Source organism: Hylemonella gracilis ATCC 19624 (genome assembly GCF_000211835.1).
Lineage (GTDB): Bacteria > Pseudomonadota > Gammaproteobacteria > Burkholderiales > Burkholderiaceae_C > Hylemonella > Hylemonella gracilis.
This window is the reverse complement of sequence record NZ_AEGR01000054.1, coordinates 1-24,497: the sequence shown is the minus strand read 5'-3', so window position 1 is coordinate 24,497 and position 24,497 is coordinate 1. Positions and strand designations below refer to the sequence as shown.

The following is a 24,497-nucleotide window of genomic DNA, read 5'->3' as shown; positions in this document are numbered from 1 at the left end:
GTCAGCCTGGCCGGTCGCTGTGCCCGGCCTGCCGGTGCTCATCAGTCCTTCTTGGCCGGGGGCAACAGTCCGCGCAGCGTGTCCAGGGTGTCCTGGGCCCAGCCACGCAGCTGTAGTCGCATTTGCCGCGTCGGCGCGATGTCCGCGTAGGCGATGCGCCACTGCAGGCCGTCATACGGGCCTTGCAATGTCACCGGCACCGTCAAGCCCCGCAGGCTGTCCAGCGACTGCAGGGTCGTGTCTTGATCGGATTGCAGGGCGGCCGGTGCGAGGGTGACGCGCAAGGTGTAGTCCAGCCGCTGCTCGGCCAGCCAGGCCGTGCCCGCGCCCCCGGCGCGCAAGGGCGGCGCCTGGAGGTTCAAGTCCTGGCTGCGCGCGATGCCGTCTTCGATCTGAAAGCTCACACGCAGCCGTTCAAACGGGGTGCGCCAGGGCGAGCTTGCTGCTTCGGAACTTGCTGCTTCGTTGCGCGGCGCGGCCGGCAGCGTTGAGGTGGCCGCGCGACGCGCGCTGCTCATCGCCCCCAGTTGCCCCAGACCGGCGCGCAGCACATCCGCGATGTTCAATCCGATGGACCCGTTTTGCAGTTGCAGGCCCACGCTGCCATTGAGGTGGCGCGTGTAAGCCCCGGGTGAGGTGCCGCCGCTGCGCAGATCGAGCGCGATGTTGCCCCGGCCTTCCAGCCAGTGGATGCCCAAGCCGTCGCGCAGCAGCGGCCCGATGCGCACGTCCCGCAGGTCCAGCTTCGTGGCGATGAACGTGGTTGCGGGCAAGGCTCGAGGTGTCTCGGCGGCCTCGTCGTCGAGGTGAATGCGCAGTGAGCCATGCACGCCACCGTCGTACAGCGAGGCGGTCAGCGGATTCAGCTCGATGCGTCGGCGCTTGCGGCCTTGGCTCTCCTGCAAGGGGAGGTCTTGTGCCTGCGCCTGCAGGCGCAAATGGTTGATTTGCAGATTCATGAACCGCAGTGAGGCCACCCGCAGCGTGCCTTGCAAATCCAGCTCGTCCAGTCCCAGGTCATGCACCCAGCGCAGCAGGGGGGCGGTGCCAGAGGCCCGGGCGGGTGCGCCTAGGTTGGTGTTAGGAGCGACGACACGGTCTGCCGCAGGCATGCCCGTGGTGTGCGGCATCGAGGTGTCAGGCGGGTGGCTCGCCGTGGGCGTGGACTTGTCCGCAGGACTCGCCACGGTCAGCGGCAGCGGTTGCGCGAGGGGGTGTGCTTGGTAGTGGTCCAGGTCCAAGGTGCCCAGGTTCAGGTCAAAGCGCAGCACCGCTGACGCATCGGTGCGGCTGGCTTCAAGGGCGAACGTGGTCTGATCCAACGCGCCTTGCAGCAGCACGTGGAAGGCGCGCGGCTGACGGGACGCGGCGCCATGGGCCGAGGCCTCGGGCGTTTCTAGCCCGACTTGTCCTTGTAGCTTCAGCGGCCGGGACTGACCTGCGGCATCCAGCACGGTGGCGTGCAACTCCAGGGCGTGCGTGAGCGGCGGAGCCAGGCGCGGGTCGGCGACCGCGGTGCCGGTGGCTTGAACCGCTTGCGTCGGCAGCGTGGCAGCGCGGGTCAGGGACGCCGTGACGGGCGAAGAAGGCGAAGAAGGTGCAGAGGGCGAAGAGGGCGTGGCGAGTCCGTTGGGGCCCACCGCGGATGCCAGCCCAGTCGCCGCGAGTTGGGCGAGCTTGAGTTCCAGCGTCGGAACGACGTAATGCCGATCCGGTGCCGGCCACAAGTGCAGCCCGTCGATGCGCGCCCGTCGCACCTGCACCTCCCCTCGCAGCAGGTCGAGCAGGTCCAGTGACAGGTGCATGCCCTGGGCGGTGGCCACGGAACGCGCGGGCGCTCCAGCGCTCAGTTCCTCCCCCGCGGACTGCAGCGACAGAGGCCCCCAGGCCAGTCCGAGGCGAGGTGCGACAGTGAGCTTGGGGACGGCGGCCGTGAGCTGGTAACCGGTTTGGCCGCGGATCTGCTCGGCCAGTTGACGCGCCTGAGTTTGCGGGTCGAAGCGCGCGGCGATCCAGGCCAGGCCCGCCATCAGCACCAGCACCAGGGCCAAGCCCAGCATCAACAGGGCGCCGAGCAGCTTGCGCAGCACGCGCGACCCGCCTCGGCTTGAAGAGGCGGCCGGCGGGAGGGGTTTGTTGGCGTTCTCGGTCATCACTGGATTGTCGCCGTCCGTGGCAGCGGCCCGGCCTCAGGCCAGCCAAACGCCCACCAGTGCGCCCGCGCCCAGCAGCCACAGCAGGTGCAGCCGCGTGCGCCACACCAGCACGGCGGTGCTTGCCGTCAGCAGCCAGAACGGTCCGGCCTCGTGCACGGTTGATCCCACGTCGGTGAGTTCTCCGGCCTGAGAGCCGGCCAGAATCCAGCCCGTGGAGATCAGCAAGGCCACGACCACGGGCGCCAGTCCTTGTTTGAAGGCGCGCACGGCGCGTCGCTCTCGGTGAGCATGGCTCCAGCGTGCGGTCAGGTAGACCAGGGTGGAACTCGGCAGCAGCACGCTGACCAGGCACGCGAGGGCACCGAGCAGTCCCCATGCCATCGCGCCACCTCCCGCGCCGTGGTTGAGCCCGACATTCCAGCCCAGCAGGGCAATGAAGAGCACGTTCGGACCGGGCGCCGCCTGGGCGATCGCAATGGACGCGTTGAACTGTGTTTCGCTCAGCCAACCCTGCTCGGTGACCAGAAAGCGGTGCATGTCTGGCGTGGTGGTGATGGCGCCGCCCACGGCCAGCAGCGAGAGCAGGGCGAAATGCAGCACGAGCTGCAGCCAGTCCATGAGGGCGAGCGAAAGCAGGGGCGTGGCCAGGGTGTTCATCACCGTGCTCTCTTGGCGCTTGCGGCCGACAACTCGCGCCGGGCCAGACCTGACCAGGCCAGCGCCCAGCCCAGGCCGCCCAGCCCCAGCAGCACCCACACCAGGGGCCACCTCAGCCAGGCGATGGCGACAAAGCAGGCCGCGCCCAGCAGCAGGCGCTGCGCTGGATGCAGCGGATTGCCCTTGAGCGAAGCCAGCAGTTTCAGGCCCGTGCCCATGACCAGGCCGGCCGCCACCGCGCCCATGCCCCGCAGTGCGCCCGCCACCGCGGGGTGGCTTGCGTACTGGGCGTGCAGCCACGCCAGAACCAGCAGCACCAGCAGTGGCGCGCTCAGCATGCCGGCCAGCGCCGACAGCGCGCCACGCAGGCCGAAGTGACGCGCGCCCAGCATCAGCGCGAGGTTCACGATGTTGGGCCCGGGCATGATCTGTGCCACGGCCCATTCTTCAACGAATTGCGGGTTGGTCATCCAACGCTTGCGCTCCACCAGTTCGCGTTGCGCGACGGCCGCCACCCCGCCAAAGCCCTGCAGGGCCAACACGGTGAAGGACACGAAAAGATCCGCGCATGAACGTGGCGCCAGGAGGGCGGTGGTGTCCGGGCTGGCGGACACGGAGTCGTGCGGTGCGGTCATGGGGTCAGACGGGCATGCTCCGGCCACGGGTCGCCCAGGCCCGGCCTTGGGTGCGCAGCAAATCCAGCAGATCCTCCAGCGGCATGGGCTTGCCGTAGAGCCAGCCTTGCGCGAGCTGAACGCCGCGCTCGCGCAGGTAATCCGCCTGGGTTTCGGTTTCGACCCCTTCGGCGATCATGAACAGGCTCAGGGCCTTGGCCATGTCGATGATGTGCGGCAGCACCATGCTGGCCGCCGCCTGCGCGTCGATCGCGTCGACGAAGGACTTGTCGATCTTCAGGATGTCCAGTTCCAGGCCCGCCAGGACCGACAGGCTGGAATGCCCAGTGCCGAAATCGTCCACCGCCACTTGCACGCCGTGATCGTGCAGGCGGGCGATTTGCTTGGCCGCCGCCTTGGCGTCGGTGACGTTGCGCTCGGTGATCTCCACCACCAGGCTGCCCGCGGGGGCCTTCATCGCGCGCAGGCCCCGCAGCAATTGGGTGATCGAGCCATCGGCTTCGAGATCCTGGGCTGAGAAATTGATGCCGAGATGAAAATCGGGTTGCAGGGCCAGCAGGGCGGGTAGGTCTCGCAGCGCGTTGTCGATGACGTGGGCCGTGATGGCGCGGATCATTCCGCTGCGTTCGGCCGCGGGAATGAACAGATCCGGTGACATGGGCAGGCCCTCGGGTCGGCGCCAGCGCAGCAGGGCCTCGGCGCCGATGCAACGGCCGGTTCGCAAATCGACCACCGGCTGATAGTGCAGGTGAAACTCCCGTCGTTTGAGGCCCAGGCGGATCTCGCCGGGCAGGCTCAGGCGGCGGTGCGTGGCGAGGGCAACGGCAGCCACCAGCAACAGGCCCGCCACCGCACCCAGCGGTAGAAGGATCAAGGCCTGGCGCTGCACGCGCTCGCGCAAGCCCGCGCGCGAGATCGCCACCAGCGCGGTCAGGTTGTTCTGGGCGGAGTGGCGTCGCACCAGCAGGTGATCCGGCAGCTCAGCGTGGCCAGCGGCCAGGGCCGGGTCGCTCATCAGCTGGGCCGGGTCGATGGGGCCGCGCGACTGAAGAATCAGCGCAGGAGAACCGATCAAGACCGCCACCGTTGTTTCCTGGTCGTGCAAGGCCAGGTCAAAGACGAAATCGGGGTGCACCGCCACCATCCAGCCATCACGCTCGAAGACATTGAGGTGCAGCCCGGGCGCATAGGGCAGCACCACGTCACGCCAGACCTTGACGCCGCTGGACACTTGAACATCGCTCGGTCCCAAGGCGATGCCGTTCTTGTACTGGCCCATGGAGGAGCAGACCAAGCGCCCCTCCCGCACCGCCCCGACGTCCTTGAGGTAACTCAGTCCCATGCTCAGCTCGCGCATCAGCGCCAGCGTGGCCTGCGAACAATCAGCGCGCGCAGCCCCGCGCAAAGTGTCCAGGGCGAGGTAAATCTGCTGCCGCGCGGCGGCGGAGCGACGCAGCATTTCATCCGCCAGCGAGCCCGCGTAGTCCAATTCCGCGCGCAGCGCCTCGTGCGATGCCCAGTACAAGGACGCGGCAATGGGCGCCGTCAAGGCGGTGAAACCCAGCACACTGGCGAGGATCAGCGATTTGCGCATAAGGTCGGCGGCAATAGGGTGATCGATCTTACCCGCGCGGTGACGCATGGAGGCAACGTCTGGGGCGTCGAGGACCCTCGAAAGTGACCCGCTATGTTGTAATGAAAACCCATGTTCCGCATCGCTTCTCGACCCGTGTCGCGCCGGGTTTCCGTCACGCGTCAGCTGTCCTGGACCATGGGCGGGTTGATCGTCGCCTTGCTGCTTTTGCTGGCGGTGCTGGGCTACGCAGCGATGAGCTGGGCGGCGTCGCGTTTGGCGCCCATCCTGGCGCGGCAGACGGCGGAGTTGCGCGCCGAGGCCGGTGCGGCGGTCTTCTTGCAGGCCCAGAACAGCGTGTTGCGCTTGCAGGAAGAGTTGCTCCTGCGACTGGAGCAACAGGACCCGGCCGAGGCCCGCCGGCGTTTTGACGCCTTGTTCGCCCGTGACTGGGACGGTGTATGGCGCCTGCGTGCCGAGCGGGTGGACACGGAAAGCGCGCCCACGCTGTACCTGAACCCCGGCCCGCGCGGCCCGAGCGATTCCATGCGCCTGCGCGCCGTCGCCAGTTATCAATTGCTGCGTGAGCGGGGGCCCGCGCTGGCCCCGCCGTTTTTTTCCGCCTACATGGATTTCGTGGAGAACGGCCTGATGGTCTATGCCCGGGGCCGGGATTGGGGCGGCGCCGCGCACGCCGACGCCACCAATGCCAACTACCCGACGATGACGGGCTCGCGCCCCGAGAACAATCCTCAGCGCAAGCTGTTCTGGACGCCGGTCTATTTCGACGAGCAGGCCCAGGCCTGGATGGTCTCGGTCATACAACCCCTGGACTGGCGCGGCGCCTGGGTTGGCACCGTCGGGCACGACATCGTGGTCCAGACCCTGATCGATGCCGTGCGCGGGCGCAGCGCCGAGGGTGGCCTGCAAATGATCCTGAGCGCCGATGGCCACCTCATCGCCCACCCCGATCTGCAGAACCACATCGTGCAGGCCGATGGTCAACTCGCCATCGCCAGCCTGGGCGATCCGCTGCTGGCCGAGGTGCACGCCTTGATCTCCGCCGAGGAAGCGCTGGGTCGTGCGACCGGCGGCGCGCGGCGCATCGGGGCGACGCGGGGTGAGAACGGTCACGAAGCCTATTGGGTGGCCTGGTCCCGCATCAAGGGGCCGGACTGGCGTTGGGTGCAGCTCTTGCCCCAGTCCCAGGTGGACCAGGTGCTGCGCTGGGGTGCGGCCTTGGTCTTCCTCATCGGGCTGTTGGGCTTGCTGCCCGCCCTTGGGTTCATGCGCGTGCTGATCCGCCGCATCGTGACCCAACCGCTGCAGCGCCTGACGGTGGCGGTCGACGAGTTGGGGCAGGGCCGCATGCCCGCGCCCATCGCCCTGAACGGTTCGGACGAACTGGGCCGCTTGGCCCGTGCTTTCGATGGCATGGTGCTCGAGCTGCGCGCGGGGGAGGCCGCGCGCCGCCGCTACCTGACCGGGCTCGAGGAAGAACACGCGCGCCTGCTGGCGCTGCTGGGCGCGATGGACCTGGGCATTCTGTTCGTGACGGCGGACCGGCAGGTCCAATACTGCAATCGCACCTTCCTGCGCATCTGGCGGATGGACGAACACGTCAACCTGGTGGGTCGTGCCGTGGGGGAGGTGCTGGCCGATTCAGGTGTGGAGATCGTGCAGCCCGAGCATTTCGCCAGCCATCTGCGCGAGGTGCTGGGCACCCACGAAACCACGACCACCCACGAAATCGCCACGGCCGATGGCCGAGTGATTGTTCAGACCGCCTACCCGGTGCGCGACGCCGAGGGGCGCTTCATCGGCCAGCTTTGGATCCACGAGGACGTGACGCGGGAACGGCAGACCGCCGAGCAACTGGTGTACCTGGCCGAACGCGACGCCTTGACGGGCCTGTTCAACCGACGCCGCTTCGAGGACGAGCTGGCGCGCTTCATCCAGGAATCGCAACGGCGGCATCGGCATGGCGCGCTGCTGTTTTTTGACCTGGACGAGTTCAAGCACATCAACGACACCTTCGGCCATCGCGCCGGAGACGCCGTGCTGATCCGCGTGGCCTCGGAGGTCGGTGCCCTCACGCGGCGCAACGAGTTGTTGTGCCGTCTGGGCGGTGACGAGTTCGCCGTGCTGATGCCCGACGCGCGGCAGGAGGAAGCCGAGCAACTCGCCGAACGCATCGTGCGCGCCATCGCGCTGATCCCGTTCCGCCTCGACGGACAAAACCTGCGCCTGACGTCGAGCCTGGGCATCGCGCTGTATCCCCATGGCTCGGTGAGCGCGGAAGAGCTGGTGGCGCATGCGGACACCGCCATGTACCAGGCCAAGGAAAGCGGCAAGAACGCGTGGAGGCTGTACGAGCCCGGCCGTGACAGTTCCCGCAAGATGATCACCCGCCTGGGCTGGAACGACCGCATCGCCAGGGCGCTGGAACAGGGGCTGTTCCGCCTGCATTACCAGGGCGTGTACCACGCTGGCGACGGCACAGTATCCCACTTGGAGGTGTTGATCCGCATGGTGGACGTGGACGATCCGTTGCAGCTCATCATGCCGGGGCAGTTCATACCCCATGCGGAGAAGAGCGGCAAGATCTTGGACATTGACCGCTGGGTGGTCCGCGCCAGCATCGAGCAACTGGCGGCGAATCCGGACATGCCGCCGCTGGCGGTCAACATCTCCGGCCGCTCCTTTGACCAGAACAGCTTTCCGAACTACATCGCCGAGATGCTGCGCATCCACGGCGTGCAGCCCTCGCGCCTGCTCGTCGAGCTGACGGAAACCTCCGCCGTGTCCGACCTCCAGGACGCCGAATGCTTCATCGAGGCCTTGCGCCAGACGGGGTGCCAGACCTGCCTGGACGACTTCGGCGCGGGCTTCGCGTCCTTCGCCTACCTCAAACACCTCAAAGTCGATCTGCTCAAGATCGACGGCCTCTTCATACGGGACCTGCCCAAGGACGGCGACAACCAGATCTTCGTGCGCGCCATCGTGGACGTGGCCCGAGCACTGGGCAAGCGCACGGTGGCGGAGTTCGTGGAGGACCAGCAGACGCTGGACATGGTGCGCGCCCTGGGCGTCGACCTGGTTCAGGGCTACCACCTGGACTGCCCGCGAGCCGACCATCCGGCGCTGGCGCGGGTGCCGCAGTCACATCCTGCCTCCGACCCCGTCTGAGACCCGGGGGCGCCACCGCCCCAAAGAGGGGGCATCCAGCATGTCAATGGGTGCGCCATCATGGGGGCCTGTGCCAAGCATTAGGCCGGGTCGTGCGCAGGGCCTTGGGCACATGATCCGCGCAAATCCGGGACAATCGGCGGTTTGGTCCGCCCTAGCCCGGGCGGCCTGCCACGATCCCATGCAAGCCTATCCCGACGTTTCCTTCTTTCCTCGCGCTGCCAAGCCACTGACGAGCTACCGGCCCTACTGGGCCAAGCGCTTTGCTGAACGGTTTGGCGGTGCAGCGCCTTTCCTGCCCATGAGCCGTGCCGAGATGGAGCGCCTGGGCTGGGACAGTTGCGACGTGATCCTGGTCACGGGCGACGCCTACGTCGACCACCCGAGTTTTGGCATGGCCGTGGTCGGGCGCGTGTTGGAGGCCCAGGGCTTCCGCGTCGGCATCATCGCCCAGCCCGATTGGCAGAGCGCCGAGCCCTTCAAGGTGCTGGGCAAGCCCAATCTGTTCTGGGGCGTGACGGCGGGCAACATGGATTCCATGATCAACCGCTACACGGCGGACCGCAAGATCCGCAGCGACGACGCCTACACCCCGGGCGACGTGGGCGGCAAGCGTCCCGACCGCGCGGCCATTGTCTACAGCCAGCGCTGCCGTGAGGCCTATCCCGAGGTGCCCATCGTGCTGGGCGGCATCGAGGGCTCGCTGCGCCGCATCGCGCATTACGACTACTGGAGCGACAAGGTGCGCCGCAGCATCGTGGTCGACAGCAAGTGCGACCTGCTGCTCTACGGCAACGCCGAGCGCGCCCTGGTCGAGGTGGCGCACCGCATCGCCGCCAAGGAGCCGGTGCACGAGATCACCGACGTGCGCGGCACCGCGTTCGTGCGGCGCGAGAGTCCGCCGGGCGATGACCCTTGGTTCGAGATCGATTCCACCGAGGTGGACACGCCTGGGCACGTTGAAGAGCACATCAACCCCTACATGACCACGGCCGAGCAGGCCGCCGCCCAGGGGCAGAGCTGCAGCAAGGCGGATGGCGAGGAGGGTCGCGGCACCGGTAGCGGCACGGCCAGAGACATTGGCGGCAGCGCCGAGGCCGCGGTCATGCCGGCCGTGCAACCCATCACCTTCATGGCCAACCCGGCCTTGCAGGGCCGGGGCAGCATCAAGCGCCTGCCACGCGCGCGCACCGTGATCCGCTTGCCCAGCTACGAGCAAGTCAAGTCCGACCCGGTGCTTTATGCCCACGCCAACCGCGTGCTGCACCTGGAGACCAACCCCGGCAACGCCCGTGCGCTGGTGCAGGCCCATGGTGAGGGCACGACCGCCCGCGACGTCTGGATCAACCCGCCGCCCATTCCGCTGACCACGGCGGAAATGGACCATGTGTTTGGCTTGCATTACGCGCGCAGCCCGCACCCGAGCTACGCGGATGAAAACGGCTCCCACGATGGCGCGACCAAGATCCCGGCCTGGGAGATGATCCGCTTCAGCGTGAACATCATGCGCGGTTGTTTCGGCGGTTGCACCTTCTGCAGCATCACCGAGCACGAGGGGCGCATCATCCAGAGCCGCTCGGAAGATTCGATCATTCAGGAGGTCGAGGACATCCGCGACAAGGTCAAGGGCTTCACCGGCGTCATCAGCGACTTGGGCGGACCGACCGCCAACATGTACCGCATCGGCTGCAAGTCGCCGGAGATCGAGGCCGCCTGCCGCAAGCCCAGCTGCGTCTATCCGGGCATCTGCCAGAACCTCAACACCGACCACTCAGCGCTGATCAAGATCTATCGCCGCGCGCGTGCGCTCAAGGGCGTGAAAAAGATCCTCATTGGTTCCGGCCTGCGCTACGACCTGGCGGTCAAGAGCCCCGAGTACGTAAAGGAGCTGGTGCAGCACCATGTGGGCGGCTACCTGAAGATCGCGCCCGAACACACCGAAGGTGGCCCGCTGTCCAAGATGATGAAGCCGGGCATCGGCAGCTACGACCGCTTCAAGCAGATGTTCGAGAAGTACAGCGAGGAGGCGGGCAAGAAGCAGTACCTCATTCCCTACTTCATCGCCGCGCACCCTGGGACCAGCGACGAGGACATGATGAACCTCGCCATTTGGCTGAAGAAGAATGGTTTTCGCGCCGACCAGGTGCAGACCTTCTACCCCAGCCCGATGGCCACGGCCACGACCATGTACCACACGGGCCTGAACAGCCTCAAGGGCATCCACCGCGACGTGGGCGAAGACGGGCGTACCGAGAAGGTGGACATCGTGCGCGGCGAGAAACGCCGCCGCTTGCACAAGGCCTTCTTGCGATACCACGACCCGAACAATTGGCCCATGCTGCGCGAGGCGCTCAAGGCCATGGGCCGAGCCGACTTGATCGGCAACGGCAAGCATCATCTGATACCCACCTTCCAGCCGCTGACTGACGGCGGCTACCAGAGCGCGCGGCGCAAGAACAGCACCCCGCCAGGCAAGACGGCGGCCGCGGCGCGAACCACAGGGCCTTCCGCGGGTGCGGGCGCGCCCCGGTCTGCGGTGACGCCACCCAAGGGCCGCTTGCTGACCCAGCACATGGGCCTGCCGCCGCGCGAGACGGGTGCGGCCCGCAAGGGGCGGCGCGGCTGACGCTTTTCGCCATGCCGTGCCGTGTGCCATGCAGGGGCCGACAGGCCAGTGGGCGCTTGAGGATTCGGAGATCTAGAAGCGGCTGCGGGGCCAGTCGCCCAGCTCAGTTCAACTTGCGTAGTCCAAGGGCAGGGCGGTGGTGAACTTCAGTTCTTCCATCGCGAAACTGCTGCTCACGTCGCTCAGTGCCACCGAGCGGATCAGACGCTGGTACACCCCGTCGTAGGCCGCGATGTCCGGCACCACGACACGCAGCAGGTAGTCCACCTCGCCGCTCATGCGGTAGAGTTCCAGCACTTCCGGGATCTGGCGCACCGCCTCGCGGAACTGTTCAAGCCAAGCCGGGTTGTGCTGGCTGGTCTTGACCGAGACGAACACCGTCACGCCCAGATTGAGCTTGCCACGGTCCGCCAGGGCGACGTGGCGCGTGATGTAGCCGCGTTCGCGCAGGGCCTGCACCCGCCGCCAGCAAGGGGAGGTGGAGAGGTTCACGGCTTCCGCCAGCGTGGCCAGCGGGGTTTCCGCGTTCTCCTGCAGCAGGGCCAGCAGTCGCCGGTCGATGGCGTCCAGTTTCTTGCTCATCGACAAATTATGGGATGGATTGCCTCTCTTCCGGGTGCCCCAGAGCACGCTGCCGTGGCCTGCCACGCAGCCTTTTGATGCAGATCAAACCCGGGCCGGGCCCCGACAACGGGCTCGGCGTGTCTGGCATACCCCCAGTGGGGCGTGCCCCGGAGGAATCCGGTCGCGTGCCCCAGCCTGGACGCAGGTTGTGGCGACTCAGGTGCCGAAATCCAGCGGCAGGCCGACGTAGTTCTCGGCCACCGAGCGCGCGCCGGTTTCGGAGTGAACGATGTAATCCAGCTCGGCTTCTTGCAGTTTCTGGCCGATCTCGCCGTTCTCGGGGAAGCGGTGCATCAGGGTGGTGAACCACCACGAGAAACGCTCGGCCCGCCAGATGCGCTTGAGGCAGCGCTCGGAATAGTGGTCGATGCCGGCTTCGCTCTTGTCCTGGTAGAACTCGATCAGCGCGGCGCTGAGGTACTTCACGTCGGTGGCGGCCAGGTTCAGGCCCTTGGCCCCGGTGGGGGGCACGATGTGGCCCGCGTCGCCCGACAGGAAGAGTCGACCAAAGCGCAGCGGTTCCGTCACGAAACTGCGCAGCGGGGCGATGCTTTTTTCGATGCTGGGGCCGGTGACCAGATGCTCGCGTGCCTCTGGGTCCAGACGCAATTTGAGCTCGTCCCAGAAGGCCTGGTCGCTCCATTGCTCCACCTTGTCCGTCAGCGGCACCTGCAGGTAATAGCGGCTGCGCGTGTTGCTGCGCTGCGAGCACAACGCGAAGCCGCGTTCGCTGTTCACATAGATCAGTTCGTGGTGCACCGGTGGCGTGTCGGACAGCACGCCCAGCCAGCCAAAGTTGTAGACCTTCTCGTACTCGCGGATCGCTGACGCGAAGGCGCTCTTCTTCACGGTGTCGCGGCAAACCCCGTGGAAACCGTCGCAGCCCGCGATGAAGTCACATTGGAGTTCGTGGGACTTGCCATCCTTCTCGAAGGTGACGCGCGGCTTGCCCGCGCCGAAGTCATGGATGGCGACGTTCGCCGCTTCGTAGATGGTAGTCAGACCCGCTTGCTTGCGCGCGTCCATCAGGTCGCGCGTGACCTCGGTCTGGCCGTAGACCATGACGTTCTTGCCGCCCGTGAGCCGGTTCATGTCGATGCGGTGGCGCTGCCCTTGGAACAGCATGTCGAAGCCGCCGTGCACCAGGCCTTCCTTGTGCATGCGCGCGCCGACGCCGATCTCGTCCATCAGGTCCATGGTGACCTGCTCCAGCACGCCGGCGCGGATGCGGCCCAGCACGTAGTCGCCACTCTGGCGTTCCACGATCACGGCGTCGATGCCGGCCTTGTGCAGCAGCGCGCCCAGCAGCAGGCCGGAGGGGCCGGCGCCGATGATGGCGACTTGGGTGCGGGTGGGGTAGTTCATGCGGGTCTCCTGTTCCAATGCTTCATCGCTTCATCGCTTGAGGCTGTGGGGTAAAGGCTCCGCGAATGTCCCCCGCCAAGGCTTACGCCTTGGCTCCTCCTTTATTTCGCTGCGCCTTTGCCCCACAGCCTCAAGCTCCGTGCAGCGTAGCGGCCCGCGAGCGAGGAAACACGCTGGGGTGGAGAGCTTTGCGCGACAATCGCCACCACTGCGCGATGATCGCGCAAGGAATGCATGGAGGAGGTACCGATGATCGCCAAGGCCGATTTGATCGAGGGCGTGGCCAAGGGCCTGGCCGTGCTGGAGAGTTTCGACACCGAGCGCCAGCGCCTGAACGCCACGCTGGCCGCGCAGCGCGCGGGCATCACCCGCGCTGCGGCGCGGCGGCACCTGCTCACGCTGGCGCACCTGGGGTATCTGGAGAGCGACGGTTCCTGGTTCTGGCTGGCCAGCAAGGTGTTGCGGTTCTCAGGCAGTTATCTCGCTTCATCACGCCTGCCGCGCGTGCTGCAGGCACCGCTGGAGCGCCTGGCCCTGCGCACCGGGGAGTCGTTTTCGGCCGTGGTGCTGGGCGGTGACGAGGTGGTCATCGTGGCGCGCAGCAGCCCGGTGCACGCGGGCGCGCCGTCCACCGTGTTGCCTTATGGCCTGCACCTCGGCGCGCGTCTGCCGGCCCACGCCACGTCGACCGGCAAGGTGTTGCTGGCGGCCTTGCCCAAGCCGGAGTTCGGCGACTGGCTCAAGGGCCGGCAACTGGCACGGCTGACTGCCCACACCTTGACCGAACCGCGCGCTCTGCGCGCCGTGATCGAGCAGGCGCGCAAGCAGGACTACTGCCTCAGCAGCGAGGAACACGAACTCGGCGTGCACGCCCTGGCCGTGCCCCTGCGCGACAACCAGGGACGCACCGTGGCAGCCTTGAACGTCGTGGCCGAGACCTCGCGCCTGTCGACCGATGAACTGAAGCGTGATTTGCTACCCTTGCTCTGGGAAACGGCGGCGGCGGTGCGTCCGCTGTTGTGAGGTGTGTGTGCAAGGGAGCGTGTGCATGAGGGATGTTCTGCCCCGCCTGGGCCGCCTGGGCGTACTGCGCCTGGTTGTGCTGTGTTGTTGCGTCACGGGCCTGGCTCTGGCGCAGAGCCCGGACCCCCGGGTCGAATGGCGCACCGCCGACAGCGCGAACTTCCGCATCCATTACCGGGCCAGCCAGCGCACCCAGGCCGAGGCCGTTGCCCGCGCGGCCGAGCGCGCCTACACGAGGGTGGTTGAGGCCTTGCAGTGGCGCTTGCGCGGACGCACCGAGATCGTGGTGATCAGCGAGACCGACCTGGCCAATGGCTACGCCACGCCCTTGCCGTACAGCCTGTTGGGCGTCATGCTCCCGCCGCCGGACGACGGTGAGTTGTTGGAGAACAGCGCTTGGCTGGATTTGCTGCTGGTGCATGAGTTGACCCACGCCGTGCACCTGGACCAGGTGCGGGCCTTGCCCGCGCAAGCCCAGCAGATTTTCGGCAACGTGCCCTACTTCATTCCCAACCTGTTCAACCCGTCGTGGGCGCTGGAAGGCTTGGCCGTGCAGGTGGAGAGTGAACGCCTCAGCCCCGCAGGCGGGCCGGGGCAGCCAGGGGACGGGCTAGGGCCGGTGGATGGCGCGTGGTCCGGTTGGGGCCGCCTGCATTCCCCCGGCTATGAGGCCTGGCTGCGTGCCGAACGGGCGCGGGGTTTCATCGGTCTGTCCGAGCTCAACGCCGACGGGCGCGCACTGCCGCTGTCCAAGCAGTACCTCTATGGCGCCTATTTCTACGACTTCCTGGCCCGCCGTTATGGCGCCGACGCGCCCCGGCACTGGGTCACGCGGTACAGCGGCAATCCGCCCCTGTGGCCGCGCTTGCACAGCAATCCACAGGCCATCACGGGCAAGACGCTGGACGTCTTGTGGGAGGAGTTCCTGGCGGACCTGAGTGCCCGTGTGGACGTGCGCGCCCTCGCCATCCAGCGCCAGCCCGAAGCGGTGGGCGCGGTTCTGGCCGCGCCGTTGTTTCGCATCCCCTCGGTCGCCATGCAGGCGGATGGATCTTTGCTGGCCGTGCTTGATGACGGTCTGCTGAAACCTCGGTTGTTGCGCTTCGCGGCCGATGGCCACCACAGTGAACTGGCCGAGGTCCAGGCCATGGCGCGCGTGACGGCCGCGCCGGATGGCCGCGTGCTCGTTGCCCAGCCTGATCTGTGCGATGCCTGGACGCTGGCTTACGACCTCTACGCCGTGCACGAGGGGGGCCTAAAGAGACTGACCCATTGCGCGCGCCTGCGCCGTGCCGTGTACGCGGGGCAGGGCGCGCAGGCGGGCATCGTGGCCCTCAAGCAGGAGGCGGGCGCCACGCGCCTGGTGTGGCTGGACGCCCAAGGCGGGCACGAGCGCGTGATCTACACGCCGCCCGGGGGCGTGGACTTGAGCGACCTGGCCGCAGACCAAGACCTCGTCAGCGTGGTCGCCCACCAAGGCGCTGATGACGTGCAGCGCCGGGGTGCGCATCCTGGCCCAGATTGGCGCATCGTGCAGTTCGATCTGGCGCGTCCCCAAGACCCGCCGCGGACCGTGTTGCGCCGTGACCGGCCCATCCATGGTCTGAGCCAGGACCGCGAAGGTCTCACGATGGTGTTGGCCGAGGACGGGGTGCCCAACGTGTGGCGGCTGAAGGGAGCGAGCTTGCAGCGCCTGAGCCATGCCTACACCGGCGTGACGGCCCAATCAGGACTTGCCGCCGACGGCAGCTTCGGGCTGGTGACGATCGTTCCTGGGGGCTACGCCTTGAGCCGCATGTCCGGTGACACCTTCGCACCAGCGCGCGTGGACCTGCCCGTGGAGCCGCAAGCGGTGCCGCAAAGGGTGCCGTCCCCGATTCCCGAGCCCCAGGAACCCAGGGAGACCCAGGCTCCTCTGGGCCTGGATCAACCCTATGCCGCCTGGCGCTCCATGGTCCCGCGCTGGTGGTGGCCCGCCCTTTGGTCTGACCACGGCCTCTTCACCGTGGGCGTGCAGACCAGCGGTGCCGACGCCCTGGGCTGGCACCAGTACGCCGCCCTGCTGGCGGCGGAAACCACGCAGAACGAGGCGGTGGGCAGCCTGGAATACCTGTACCGCGGCCAGCACCACCTGTCGCTCAGCCGCAGTGTCGATGCACGCGCTTGGACGGGCCAACGCAATGACCCAGAAACCACCGCCTACAAGCGCGACACCCAGGGGCAATGGCTGAGCACGGCCCTGTGGCCCCGTCTTGATCAGCGCTTCACCCTGGGCCTGGGCGCGGCGCTGGAGCGCAGCGAATGGGTGGACGTGGCCAGCGAGAGCACGCGCCGACTGGAAGACACCCGCCTGGCCGCCGCCTTGGTCGACTACGACAGCCGGGGCGCCAACTGGAACAGCGAGGGAACGAACCGCGGCCTGAATGCCCGGCTCCTCTACGAAAGCTACGCCCCTTTCAAGGGCGAGGACGGCGACGACCTGCCCCCGGACCAGGACTACGACGGCGCTGTGCTGCGTGCCGACCTGCGCGGCTTCGTGCCCCTGGGGCGCACCGTGCTCGGGCTGCGCTACACGGAGGCGCGCGCCCAGGGACGGACCGAAGCCTTCCAACTCGGCGGCGCGACCGACGAGCACCTGCAACTCGGCACCCAGCTCGGCAACCGCACCCTCGCACTGCGCGGCTACAGCGGTGACGAACCCGAGCTGCAAGGCGTCAACGCGCGCGTCGCCAGCCTCGAATGGCGCACGCCCCTGGCCGACATCGACCGCCACTTCATGGTGCCGCCCGTGGGCATCAACCGCCTGTCGGCCAGCGTGTTCTACGACGTCGGGGGTGCCTGGGGTAGGGACGAGGACGCGCCCTCACGCTACTGGCGCGGGGTGGGCGTAGAACTGCTGGGGGAGGTCAAGCTGCTCTACGTGATGGGGCTGCAGATGCGCTTGGGCATTGCCAAGGGATTGGATGGGCCGCAGGAGACGCATGGCTACCTGACGGTGGGAAGGGCGTTCTAACGTTGGAAACGGCTCGTTACCTTTCAAAATCTGCACTCCCGCGTTTGCTGATCAGAGCTAGTTAAGATCAGTTCTCATTCATGAGGCAAGGCACACCTGCGCGAAAGCCAGGGTCGCAAAGCTACCGGTCTACGTCCAGACGACACGACAGCGGGGTTGCCAGACAGTGATGAAAGCGCCGGTGCTGGCGCCATCCTCTGTCTGCATGGGGTGCGCGACTTGCGCGCCCAAAACCTCCTTCCCTGTCTGCGGTGTTCCTTGCGCCAACAAAAAGGTCAGCCTTGGCGCGTGCGTTTGCAATCTCCGACTGAGGACTTGCAGGCCGTGCCAAGAGTCGGGAACAGCGGAAGGCGTGGTGAGGCGCGTGAAAAAAGGACGTTTGGCACTGACCGTTGCATTCGCATGGGGATGCGGGGGCGTGATGGCTCAGCCGGTGGATGCGGTCATTCAAGACGAATGGCTGCGCCGCCAGCAGCGCGAGACGCAGGAACAGCAGCGCCGCGAGCAGCGGCCGGATTTCCGTTTTGAGCTGCCCTCGCCCGAGGCTTCGCCCGACGCGACGGCACCGGCCGAAGACTTCTGCTTTCAGCTTGACCACATCCGCTTGGAAGGTGACATGCCCTCGGGTTTTGGCTGGCTGCAAGACGAAGTGAGTGCATGGCAAGGCCGTTGCCTGGGCCAGCAAGGCCTGGCGCAGCTGCTGAAGAGCCTCAATGGCAGCCTGCTCGCGCGCGGTTACGTCACCTCCCGCCTGGCCTTTCCCGAGCAAGACCTCAAGAGCGGCACCTTGGTACTGCATTTCTTTCCCGGCTATCTGAACCAGATCCGTCTGCCCCAGGACTACCGGGGCAGTTGGCGCACCGCCTTTCCCGCGCGCAAGGGGGATGTGCTCAACCTGCGTGACCTGGAGCAAGGTCTGGAGCAAATGAAGCGTCTGGCCTCGCAGGACGTGCAGATGCAAATCAAGCCCTCGGAGAACGAGGGCTACAGCGACGTGGAGGTGTCCGTCACCACCACGCGGCCCTGGAGCTTGAGCGTGACGCTGGACGACAGCGGCGGTGATGCCACGGGCAAGAACCAGTGGTCCGCCCAGGCGGGCTGGGACAACCCGCTGGGTCTGCAGGACCAGATCCAGATCGGTTTGAACCGCTCTTCCGACTACGACGCCCAGCAAGGCACCCGCAGCCACAACGTCTACTACGGCCTGCCCTGGGGCTACTGGCTGATCGAGGCCAGCTACAACAAGTTCAGCTACCACCAGCAGGTGGAAGGCGACGTGCTCGAATTCATGAGCAGCGGGGATGGCCATGACGTTCAGCTCGACGCCACCCGCACCGTGCAGCGCGACAACCGGCTCAAGACCGATCTGTTCGCGGGCCTGGGCGTGCGCCGCCGCCACAGCTACATCGAAGACTCGGAGATCATGGTGCAGCAGCGGCGTCTCTCGCAGCTGCAGTTGGGCGTGCGCCATCGCCACTACCTGGATACCGGCAGCCTGAACCTGTCGCTCACCGGCAAGCAGGGCCTGCGCATCTTCGACGCCGAGTCCGGCCTGGACGGCCCCGATGCGCCGGGCCCCACGTACAGCCTGGTGCAGGCGTCCGTTGGCCTCAATCAGTCTTTTCCCTCGATGCGCCAGCCGGTCTGGCTGTCGTCGCAGAACCGGGTGCAGTGGAGCAACACACCGCTCTACAGCCTGGATTGGTTCAGTGTGGGGGGGCGGCAAACGGTGCGGGGCTATGGCGGGGAAAACAGCCTGGGCGGGCAACGCGGCTGGCTCAGCCGCAATGAGCTGGGCCACACCTGGTGGCGCGGGCAGGACGTCTTCGTGGCCATCGATGTGGGCGGCGTCTCCGGCCTGGGCACCGAGTCTTACGACGGCCGCTGGCTGGCCGGTGGCGCCGTGGGGTGGCGCGGTCGGCAGGGACCGATTCAATACGAAGCTTTCGTGGCGCATGGCTTGCACGCGCCGGATTCATTCAAGGACGAAGGCCTGACGGGAGGCTTCGCACTGACATGGCACATCTGAATCTGAACATGCACAAGGGGAAGATCATGCAGCAAGGGTTGAAGCAAGACCGGCACATGGATCGTCGCAATGAGGCGGGGCAGGACCGCCGCCTCGGCTTCACCGCGGCGCAGCGCAAGCGCATCGCGGCGGGCGTGCTGCTGTCCTACCTGTGCTATCCGGGTGTGGTGCTGGCGCAGGCGGCGGGCGTGGAGGCTGCCGCGAACAGCCCGCACGCGCCGCAGATCACCCAGAGCCAGAACAACACCACGGTGGTCAACATCAACCAGGCCAGCAAGGATGGGGTGTCGCGCAACCAGTACAACCAGTTCAACGTCGGCCCCAAGGGCTTGATCCTGAACAACAGCACGGCCATCACCCAGACGCAGTTGGCGGGCTACATCGACGGCAACGCGGCGCTCAAGGGCCAGGCCGCGCGCATCATCCTCAACGAAGTCACCAGCGCCAACCCCAGCGCCTTGCGCGGCTACACCGAGATCGCGGGCCAGCGTGCCGAGTTCATCCTGGCCAACCCCAACGGCATCAGCTGCAATGGCTGCGGTTTCATCAACACCTCGCGCAGCACGCTGACCACGGGCACGGCGCAGTTCGGTGCCAACGGCGGCCTCACGGGGTTCCGGGTCGATGGCGGGCAGATCGCCATCGAAGGCCAGGGCCTGAATGCCTCCAACGTGGACCAGCTGGACCTGCTCTCCCGCACCATCCGCATCAACGGGCAGCTCTGGGCTCAGCAGCTCAACCTGGTGACGGGACGCAATGTGGTGGACCACGCCACGCTGGCGGCGACCCCCTTGGCGGGGGGAGACTCCAACACCACGGGCGTGGCGCTGGACGTGGCGGCCATCGGCGGCATGTACGCCAATGTGATCCGCATCGTGGGCACGGAAAAAGGCTTTGGTGTCAACAGCCAGGGCCAGATGATCGCGGACAAAGACTTCACGCTCGCGGCGGATGGGCGCATCACCCATTCCGGTCTGGTGCAGGCCACGCAAGGGCAACTGACGATCCAGACCCGCGATGTGCTGGACAACACCGGCACGGTCAGCGGCAAGAACGTCAACGTCTCCGCCGATGCCATTCAAAACGCCGCCAGCGCCGTGCTTGCGGCCGAACAGCGCTTGGACCTCAGCGCCGCGCGGCAGTTGGACAACGCGGGGCAGGTGCAAGCCGCGAACGCGCGCATCCAGGCCGAGACCCTGCGCAATGCCCAGACCGGTCTGATCGCTACCAGCCAGCAACTGGACATCACAAGCTCGCAGGCCCTGAGCAACGCAGGCCGCGTGCAGGCGGGAAATGCCAACATCAATGCAGCCTCCGTCGACAACGCGGCGAACGCCGTGCTGCTGGCACAGCAGGCGTTGGCCATCACCACGGCCCAGCAGTTCGCGAACGCGGGCCGGGTGCAAGCGGGCAGTGCCACGGTGACGGCGGGCCAATTCAACAACGCGGCCAGCGGCACCGTGGCGGGGGATCAGGCGCTGAGCATCAGCAGCGCGGGCACCCTGGTCAACGAAGGCCAGATCGCGGCCGTGCAGAACCTGAGCCTGAGCGCGACAGGCGCACTCACCTTGGCCGGTACGACGCAGGCCAACGAAGGAACGCTGACGCTGCACACCGACGCTGCGCTGGACAACACCGGCACGACCGGCGGCCGCAATGTCGTTGCGACGGCCGCCAGCGTGCACAACAGCAGCGCAGCCACCTTGCTGGCCGAGGACACGCTGAGCCTCACCACCGCCGGTGCGCTCAACAACGAAGGCAATGTGCAGGCCAACAACGCCAACATCACGGCGGGCTCAATCAGCAACGCTGCCAATGCCCTGGTCTATGCGGACAGGGACTTGCAAATCAACAGCGCCGGTGCGGTCAGCAACCAAGGCGCCGTCACGGCCAGCCAGAACCTGAGCCTGACGGCGCAAGGCGACATCAACCAGAACGGGTTGATGCAGGCCATCGACGGCCAACTCACCGTGCAGGGCCATCAGGCACTGAACAACACCGGCCTGATCGGCGGGCGCAACGCCAGCCTGAGCGCCGTGACCCTCACCAACAGCGCGAACGCCGTGCTGCTGGCCGATGAGCAACTGAACCTCACGGCCACGGGCCTGCTCACGAACGCAGGCGGCGTTCAGGCGACGGACATCACGGTCACGGCGGGCTCCGTCAGCAATACCAAGGACGGCCTGATGTTCGCGGAAGGTGCGTTGCAGCTCACCACGGGCGGCACCCTGGAGAACAAGGGCGCGCTGGTCGCGCAGGACATGACGCTGCAGGCGCGCAACCTGAACAACACCTCGGGCGCGGTGCTGCTGGCTTTGGGGGATGCGGACATCCGGGTGACGGAGACCTTGCGCAATGCCTCAGCCACGATCGAGGCGGAGGGGAATTTGCGGATTGAGGCGGGGACGCTGCGCAACGAGCGGGAGGTGTTTGAGGTTAGCGCAGTTGTTACGGTGAGACAGTACAACGATATTGAGCTTGATGTGACGGATGACTATCGCAGCGGTTTACGTAGTTATACAGAGACTGTTACCAATCACGTCGTGGCGGTCGACAGCCCTCAAGGTCGAATCTTGTCTGGTGGGGATATGACACTTAATGTGCATGACACACTGGACAACGTCTACTCAACGATCAGCGCAGGGAATGACCTGTTCGTGAAGGCAAAGTCGCCGCGCAATCAAGACTATACGGTTGACAACACCACGGTTCACGACGGGCAAGATATTTTGACGGGCTTTTTACGGGTTTGTGGGCGTGACGGTGCCAACGATAATTTTTTTTGGTGCACCCCGCAATACACTTTTGACTACGACAAGACGAGCAAAACGACGGTCAGGCTTGCCAGCTCAACCTTCTCAGCCAACAGGAACCTCACGGGTGAGTTCGTTGAACTGAAGAATGGCAGTCCAGTGGATGCCTTGGCCCAAAGCCAGGCAGCAGCCCATCAAGGCCCCGACCGGGACGCCACGCTACCCGATTTGATCCTGGGCCAGGACGGCTACCAACTGCCCAGTTCGGCCTTGGTCAAACCCTCCAACTCGCCCAACCATCCCTACCTGGTCGAGACCGACCCGCGCCTGACCAGCTACAAGACCTTCATCTCGTCCGACTACATCCTGGACAAGCTGGACTATGACTTCGCCGAGACCCCCAAGCGCCTGGGCGATGGTTTCGTGGAGCAGCGCCTGGTGCGTGACCAGTTGCTGAGCCAGACCGGCTTCCAGTACCTGGACGGTTACGACAACCTGGAAAAGCAGTACGTTGGCCTGATGGAGAACGCGCTGGAGCAGACCCAGGCGCTCAGCTTGTCACCCGGCGTGGCCCTGACGCCTCAGCAGATTGCCCAGTTGCAGGAACCCATCGTCTGGATGGTGCTGGAAAGCTTCGAGACGGCGTTTGGCGTGCAGACCGCCCTGGTGCCCAAGGTCTATCTGGGCCACAACGACAACATCGTGTTGCGCTCGGACGGCTCCTTGCTGGCCTCGGGCGGAAGCATGTCGCTGAACGTGGCGGGGGGGCTGAGCAACAGCGGCACCATCCAGTCGGGTGACGCACTGTCCATCGAAACGGGTGGCGACCTCTACAACCTGAGCGGCGCCATCACGGCCCAGGGTGGCCTGGGCCTGAAGGTGGGCGGTGACCTGGTGGTCGAAACCGTGGTGGACGCGTTGCTGGTGGGGCAGCAGGCCACCATCAGTGGCGGCTCGGTCAGCATGGACGTCGCCGGGGATGCGCGTTTCACTGGCGCGAGCCTGGAGGCCGAGGAGGGTCTGAGCGTTCAGGTTGGAGGTGACCTGCGCAGCGAAAACACATCCTTCAATGCCGGCGGCGACATGACCCTCGCCGCGCAGGGTAACGTGATGCTGGTTGCTGTGGCGCAAACCACGCAAACCTCCAGTGGGGGGCGGACCACCACCGAAACCGAGCATCTCACCAACCAGCTGCAAGCCGGTGGCAACCTGACCATCAAAGCCGGTGGCAATCTGCTCAGCGAAGGCACGAGCTTCCAGGCCGATGGCGACATGGCGCTGTCCGCGAGGGGGAATGTGACCTTGGCTGCCGTCACGAACGAGTCGCAGACGCTGGGTCGTCGTTACGAGCAATCCAGCACCACCGTGGTGGGCAATGAGCTGGATGCCGGGGGCAACCTGAGCATCCGCAGCGGCGGAGACCTGGTGTCCACGGCCTCCACGGTGCAAGCGGGCGACACCCTGTCCCTGGCCGCCGACGGCGACGTGCTGCTGCTCGCCGCCACCGAGCGCGACTACAGCTACGAGAAGACCACTAGCACTTCTGGCGGTACGTTCAACAAGAAGAAGACCACCAAGACGAGCACCGAGGAAACCCTCTCCAACGTGGGCAACACCCTCAGCGGCGAGAACATCCAGATCCAGTCGGGCGGGCTGCTGCACATCCACGCCTCCACGCTGGACGCCGAGCAAGACATCACCCTGCAGGCCGAGAACATCGCGCTGACGGCGGGCATCGACCAGGAGTACGAGCGCGATACCAAGGTGACGAAGAGCACCTTCAAAGTCAAGAGCCAGGACAAGGGTTCGATGGAACAGACGGCGGTGGCGACCGAGCTGAACGCCGCCAACATCAAGGTGCTGGCCACGGGCAATGTGCAGATCACGGCCTCCAACCTGAACGCCGAGGAGACCCTGGCCATCGGCGACGTGGCCGTGCAGCAGCAGGCCGACGGCAGCTTCGTGGCGGTGAACGGGGAGGGCACGCCCGAGAACCTGATCGTGGACACGCTGGCGCTCAAGAGCGAGAGCTGGAACGAGAAATCGGAAGGCTACCGGGGCGTGGCGGCGGACCTGATGAAGGGCTTCGCGGTGGCGGCGGGCGCGCTGGCGCAGACCCTGGACATGAAGGCGCCAGAGATCAAGCTGGGCGAGAGCAGCAGCCAGAAAACCACGACAGTCACGCAGCAGAGCAGCACCCTGAACGCGGGTGAGCAGCTGGTGCTGGCGGCCCAGAACAACGTCATGCTGATCGGTGCGGAGGTGAGCACCGAGGGCACGGCCATCCTCTCGGCGGCCAACGTGACGCTGGAGGCAGCGGCGGAAACGAGCACCAGCGAAACCAGCCACAGCGAGCACACGATCGGTGGCGTGGGCGGCAAGCTCAACAAGGACGAGGTGTCGCTGGGCGGCATGAAGGAGGTCAAGACCACCGAGACCACGACCACCACCAGCACCACGCACAAGGGCACGACGCTGAACGTGGGCAACCTGGCGGTGCTGGCCACGCAGGACGTGAACATCGTGGCGAGCAAGGTCGATGTGGATGGCCAAGCCATCGTGCAGGCCGGTGGAAGCGTCAACATCACGGGCAAGCAAGACACGACCAGCACGGAGACGCGCAAGGAGGTGGAGACCACCACCACCACGGTGGGGGTGCGTAACGCTTACATGGACACGGCCATGGCGGTGAAGGCGGCCAAGGAGGCCGTGGAGGCCGCCGCGAAAGCTGAAGAAGCCTACGACGAAGCCAAGAAGCGGGTGGACAGTGGTGAACTGGCTAAGGCAGCGCTGAAGGACTACGAAACCAACCGCAACATGGCCGTGGCAGCCGCCACACAAGCCCCTATGGCGG

12 protein-coding genes and 1 riboswitch are annotated in these 24,497 nt (G+C 66.4%); of the genes, 6 read left to right on the top strand and 6 right to left on the bottom strand.

All coding sequences use genetic code 11. The features are described from left to right. Positions 1-41: 41 nt before the first annotated feature. Genes HGR_RS07930 through HGR_RS07910 form a run of 4 tightly spaced genes read right to left on the bottom strand, consistent with a single transcriptional unit; the run spans position 42 to position 5,042 of the window. Positions 42-2,153, bottom strand: coding sequence for an AsmA family protein (locus HGR_RS07930; protein WP_006297661.1), 2,112 nt, complete (start codon positions 2,151-2,153; stop codon positions 42-44). 36 nt (positions 2,154-2,189) lie between these two features. Further along, entirely contained in the window at positions 2,190-2,813 is a 624-nt protein-coding gene (locus tag HGR_RS07920; RefSeq protein ID WP_006297660.1) for a chromate transporter, read from the bottom strand. Beyond that, positions 2,813-3,448, bottom strand: a complete 636-nt coding sequence (locus tag HGR_RS07915; protein WP_006297659.1) for a chromate transporter — start codon at positions 3,446-3,448, stop codon at positions 2,813-2,815. Before HGR_RS07915 ends, HGR_RS07920 begins: the two co-directional genes overlap by 1 nt. Positions 3,449-3,452: 4 nt before the next feature. Then, the gene (locus HGR_RS07910) at positions 3,453-5,042 is read right to left on the bottom strand and encodes an EAL domain-containing protein (RefSeq protein WP_006297658.1); all 1,590 of its coding nucleotides are present in this window, start codon (positions 5,040-5,042) and stop codon (positions 3,453-3,455) included. 111 nt (positions 5,043-5,153) lie between these two features. Here HGR_RS07910 and HGR_RS16820 point away from each other — a divergent pair, with 111 nt between their 5' ends. Together HGR_RS16820 and HGR_RS07900 are read left to right on the top strand one after the other, a co-directional pair. Next, the gene (locus HGR_RS16820) at positions 5,154-8,210 is read left to right on the top strand and encodes a bifunctional diguanylate cyclase/phosphodiesterase (RefSeq protein WP_006297657.1); all 3,057 of its coding nucleotides are present in this window, start codon (positions 5,154-5,156) and stop codon (positions 8,208-8,210) included. A gap of 181 nt (positions 8,211-8,391) precedes the next feature. Next, positions 8,392-10,836 carry a YgiQ family radical SAM protein gene (locus tag HGR_RS07900; protein WP_006297656.1) on the top strand — a complete coding sequence of 815 codons (2,445 nt, stop codon included), beginning with the start codon at positions 8,392-8,394 and terminating at the stop codon, positions 10,834-10,836. 108 nt (positions 10,837-10,944) lie between these two features. Here the strand turns inward: HGR_RS07900 and HGR_RS07895 are convergent, their stop codons facing one another. After that, positions 10,945-11,406, bottom strand: a complete 462-nt coding sequence (locus tag HGR_RS07895) for an Lrp/AsnC family transcriptional regulator (RefSeq protein ID WP_039852927.1) — start codon at positions 11,404-11,406, stop codon at positions 10,945-10,947. A 210-nt stretch (positions 11,407-11,616) separates the two neighbouring features. Further along, a complete protein-coding gene (gene pobA, locus HGR_RS07890) occupies positions 11,617-12,825 on the bottom strand; it encodes a 4-hydroxybenzoate 3-monooxygenase (protein WP_006297654.1) in 1,209 nt (402 codons plus the stop codon). 249 nt (positions 12,826-13,074) lie between these two features. Here pobA and HGR_RS07885 point away from each other — a divergent pair, with 249 nt between their 5' ends. From HGR_RS07885 to HGR_RS07870, 4 genes are all read left to right on the top strand, one after another. Further along, positions 13,075-13,848 (top strand): IclR family transcriptional regulator domain-containing protein, encoded by a 774-nt coding sequence (locus HGR_RS07885; protein ID WP_006297653.1) that lies wholly within the window; start codon positions 13,075-13,077, stop codon positions 13,846-13,848. Positions 13,849-13,873: 25 nt separating this feature from the next. Continuing rightward, positions 13,874-16,861, top strand: coding sequence for a hypothetical protein (locus HGR_RS17545; RefSeq protein WP_006297652.1), 2,988 nt, complete (start codon positions 13,874-13,876; stop codon positions 16,859-16,861). Positions 16,862-16,940: 79 nt separating this feature from the next. Further along, a riboswitch (cyclic di-GMP riboswitch) is annotated at positions 16,941-17,025 on the top strand. A 257-nt stretch (positions 17,026-17,282) separates the two neighbouring features. Beyond that, positions 17,283-18,890: a ShlB/FhaC/HecB family hemolysin secretion/activation protein gene (locus HGR_RS07875; RefSeq protein ID WP_006297651.1), complete on the top strand. Its 1,608-nt coding sequence runs from the start codon at positions 17,283-17,285 to the stop codon at positions 18,888-18,890. After that, positions 18,878-24,497: two-partner secretion domain-containing protein (locus tag HGR_RS07870; protein WP_006297650.1), on the top strand; the 5,620-nt coding region annotated here is incomplete at its 3' end. The genes HGR_RS07875 and HGR_RS07870, both read left to right, overlap by 13 nt.